Origin of the sequence: Bartonella sp. AC62GZZY (assembly GCF_042196525.1) — a bacterium.
Lineage (GTDB): Bacteria > Pseudomonadota > Alphaproteobacteria > Rhizobiales > Rhizobiaceae > Bartonella.
On the sequence record NZ_JBHIQN010000041.1, the window covers coordinates 1 to 3,402 of the forward strand.

Consider the following 3,402-nt stretch of genomic DNA (forward strand, 5'->3'; position numbering starts at 1 on the left):
CAAAATTATAATAATGACAACAAATATCAGAATGTATATAACAGTAAAAAGAGTCATGTTAAAATGAAGTCGATCATTCTTGTAATTTTGATTGCAAACCTTTTATCGGCTTGTGCATTAGCACCAAAGCTAAAACAGCCCAATGATAGGAACCGTGTGCCTATTAATAAAACAATCCCTGCCGAAATCAAGCGAGGAGACAGATGAAAAAGCGATTTATTATAACAGGAATGATTACCCTTTTGGGGATGATAAATTTAACTCTAACGTCTAACTTTAGTTGGGGTTCTGGGACTCAAGGTTCAACTGTTAAAAGTTCTTTTTTAAAAGCAGAATATCTGGAAATTATTAAGTTGTTAGAACAACAAATTAAAACAAACGAAAACCAGATCGAAAACGCGAAAAAAATTCATCAGTCTATAACAGGAAATAGGATACAAAAACCAACAATAGGAGAAAACAAGAATTCTTTCATACAAGATTTGTCTTCTATCTACCCAAAAACACAGACAAACTACCAAAACATAACTACTGAGGAATTAAAAAAAAGATTTAATGAGATTATTCTCGAAGAGAAAAGGTACAGCTTCCAGCATTTGCCGTATGATAAGATACGCGAAACAATTAATACGCGTCTTAAATATAGTGGAATTGTCGAAAAAGCTGTAAGTTTTCAAACTTTCCAAGACGCAGAGAACCGCTTTAAACAAATGAACGATTTCTTAGATAAGATAAATAAAACAAAAGATCTCAAAGAAGTTTTCGAACTGCAAACACGCATCAAGACCATGTCAGCCATGATCCAAAATGAATATACAAAGCTACAAATGGTCAGAAATTTAAGCGATGACGAAGAGACTCTTATCGAAATACAAAAACGTAAATTGTACAGAAAAATTGTAGCCTCTAACTACAAAAATATGCCTATAATAAGATCTAACCAATAAAGCTTTTTACAGCATTTGCTTTTTTTCATGAAAAAACCAATGTAGAAGGTTTAGTACTATCCGAACAATTCAGAGGGGCACAAAGATTTTATCAAAGCCAAGATATCGTGCTGAAAACACTTAGGTAATGTATAAATGCAAATAACGCGTTTGGCATATATCTATATTTCAAGGTGATAAAAAGTTGAAAATTTGTTAAAGAGGAATTCCATGAACTTTACAGTGTTCACGCAACTTTTCAATAAAATTGATCAGATAACAAAAACATATGTCACGGACATTTCCTCAAAAACAATAGCTACAATTACACCTTTCGTTTCAATTGGAATCACGATCGCTTTCATCATCTATGGTTGGCTTATCATTCGGGGCGCTATCGATATGCCACTCTCCGGATTTGTAAATCGTTTCCTACGAATAAGTATTATTACTTCAATAGCTCTTACCACAGGACTTTATCAACCAGAATATCCAATCCTAAAGTAAAAAATATTCGCACTGAAATTGAGCTATTTTCATAAATTAAAAAATGAAATTAAGAAAAGATAAATTATCGTAAACTATACACTTTACTTTAGTGTCAAAATTATAATAATGACAACAAATATCAGAATGTGTATAACAGTAAAAAAGAGTCATATCAAAATGAAGTCGATCATTCTTATAATTTTGATTGCAAACCTTTTATCGGCTTGTGCATTAGCACCAAAGCTAAAACAGCCCAATGATAGAAACCGCGTGCCTATTAATAAAACAATCCCTGTCGAAATCAAGCGAGCAAATATATGAAAAAGCGATTTATTATAACAGGAATGATTACCCTTTTGGGGATGCTGAATCTAGCTCCAGCAAATGCAAATGCAACTATAGGTGTATCTTACGAATCCTCACTATCTAATAAGCCAGCTGTAGACTCACAACCTGGTCCATCAGCAGAATATCGGGAGCTTATTGATCTATTAAAAAAAGGGGAGATTATTAAGCTTTTAACAAAACAGCTTGAGTTAAAAAAAGAACAACTTTCACAAATAGAAAAAGCCTATCAGGCTATAACAAAGAGTCAGAAAACAAACCCAAAGCAAATAGACCTTTCTAGTTTTTTTCTCCAAGATCCAAAATCGCTCTATAAGAGTGATAAGCTTTCAACGGAATCATATCAAAAGGCATTGGAGGAAGAAAACAAAATTTCTGGAACTTTTGATCAAGTAGGCGCGTCTATTTTTGCTCGTTTAGAATTTGTATCGGCTTTAGATAAAGCGGTAACTTTTAACATTTTTGAACATGTAGAAAATCGTTTTCAATACCTCAAACAGTTATTCGATGAACTTGAAACAAAAGAAAATCTGAAAGACATTGCTGATCTTCAAGCACATATCGATGGTATATTAGTCATGATCCAAAATGAATCTATAAAGATGCAAATGGTAGCACATTTACGCAAAGCTGAATACTCACTTATCAAAAGGAAAAGACGCGAACTTGATATGAAATTTTTTAACCATGAAAAAAAAGAGATGCCTAGCATACGGTGAAAACACTTAGGTAATGTATAAATGAAAATGAGGCGTTTAGCATATATCTATGTTCCAAGGTGATAAAAAATTGAAAATTCATTAAAGAGGAATTCCATGGACTTTACTGTGTTCACGCAACTTTTCAATAAAATTGATCAGATAACAAAAACATATGTCACAGACATTTCCTCAAAAGCAATTGTTACAATTACACCTTTCGTTTCAATTGGAATCACGATCGCTTTCATCATCTATGGTTGGCTTATCATTCGGGGTGCTATCGATATGCCTCTCTCCGGATTCGTAAACCGTTTCCTACGGATAAGTATTATTACTTCAATAGCTCTTACCACAGGACTTTATCAACCAGAAATCACAAATTTAATAACACAAATGCCCTATGAGTTATCAAAAGCGCTCATCGCAAACCCACTCGATGATAAACAATTAATGAATTTACTTGACAAAACAGCAGGCGGAGGATTCCAATATGCAGGACGTCTTTTCCAAGAAACCGTCTTCTTCGAGTCCAATGGTCTGCTTTACAGTCTCTTAGGAATCCTCATCTTGCTAGCAACAAGCCTCGTCGTCGCAATCGGTGGGGGTCTCGTCCTTCTGACAAAAATCGCACTTGCACTTCTCGTAGGATGGGGGCCAATCTTCATTATTGCTCTACTCTGGCAACCAACTTATCGCTTTTTTGAGCAATGGATTGTACAAGTCGTCAATTATATAATCCTCTTTCTACTCTTAGCAACTGTATTTAATCTGATGATGAATATCTTTGCAAACTATTTGAGTGATATGAAACTCGATTACAACCAGAATGTAAGCTTCATGTTTGGAGGAGCTCTCATCTTGTCCATTATATCCATCATGCTGTTACTCAAACTATCAAGCATGGCCAATTCTCTCGCAAAAGGCATTACATTTGGACATCT

5 protein-coding genes and 1 pseudogene are annotated in these 3,402 nt (G+C 34.3%); all 6 read left to right on the plus strand.

The window, feature by feature from the left end; genetic code table 11:
* The first annotated feature begins 63 nt into the window (after positions 1-63).
* Complete coding sequence (locus tag ACFIML_RS08910; protein ID WP_273791747.1) at positions 64-207, plus strand: TrwH protein; 144 nt, start codon at positions 64-66, stop codon at positions 205-207.
* Complete coding sequence (locus ACFIML_RS08915; protein WP_375687978.1) at positions 204-947, plus strand: type IV secretion system protein; 744 nt, start codon at positions 204-206, stop codon at positions 945-947. The genes ACFIML_RS08910 and ACFIML_RS08915 overlap by 4 nt, the downstream gene beginning before the upstream one ends.
* A gap of 210 nt (positions 948-1,157) precedes the next feature.
* Positions 1,158-1,415: pseudogene (locus tag ACFIML_RS08920) on the plus strand (type IV secretion system protein); the annotation flags it as partial.
* A 177-nt stretch (positions 1,416-1,592) separates the two neighbouring features.
* The gene (locus ACFIML_RS08925) at positions 1,593-1,736 is read left to right on the plus strand and encodes a TrwH protein (protein WP_375687980.1); all 144 of its coding nucleotides are present in this window, start codon (positions 1,593-1,595) and stop codon (positions 1,734-1,736) included.
* Complete coding sequence (locus ACFIML_RS08930) at positions 1,733-2,479, plus strand: type IV secretion system protein (protein WP_375687982.1); 747 nt, start codon at positions 1,733-1,735, stop codon at positions 2,477-2,479. The genes ACFIML_RS08925 and ACFIML_RS08930 overlap by 4 nt, the downstream gene beginning before the upstream one ends.
* 96 nt (positions 2,480-2,575) lie before the next feature.
* The coding region (locus ACFIML_RS08935; RefSeq protein ID WP_375687984.1) for a type IV secretion system protein at positions 2,576-3,402 on the plus strand (827 nt) is incomplete at its 3' end.